The 437-nt window shown below is 68.6% G+C and carries 1 pseudogene; it reads left to right on the top strand.

What is annotated here, in order from left to right:
* A pseudogene (locus FQ705_RS02890) lies at positions 1-437 on the top strand (circularly permuted type 2 ATP-grasp protein); the annotation flags it as partial.

The following is a 437-nucleotide window of genomic DNA, read 5'->3' as shown; positions in this document are numbered from 1 at the left end:
CGAGGACAACGCGCGCACGCCGTCGGGCGTGTCGTACATGCTCGAGATCTGCGAAACCATGATGCAGCTGTTCCCCGAGCTGTTCCAGCGCGTCAGGGTGCGGCCGGTCGAGACCTACCCGCAACTGCTGCGCCAGTCGCTGGCCGCGGTCTGCCCGCCCGGCGGCAATGCCGACAACCCGACCGTGGCGGTGCTCACGCCGGGCATCCACAACTCGGCCTACTACGAGCACGCCTTCCTGGCCGACCAGATGGGCGTGCACCTGGTGGAGGGCAGCGACCTGCAGGTGATCGACGGCCGGGTGGCGATGCGCACCACCGAAGGCTTCCGGCCGATCGACGTGCTCTAGCGTCGCCTGGACGACGCCTTCCTCGATCCGCTCACATTCCGCCCCGATTCGGTGCTCGGCGTGGCCGGCATCATGGACGTCTACCGCG

The organism is Paraburkholderia sp. BCC1884 (genome assembly GCF_900996225.1).
Classification (GTDB): Bacteria; Pseudomonadota; Gammaproteobacteria; order Burkholderiales; family Burkholderiaceae; genus Paraburkholderia.
The sequence above is the reverse complement of the archived record's forward strand: the minus strand, read 5'-3'. Positions and strand labels throughout refer to the sequence as shown.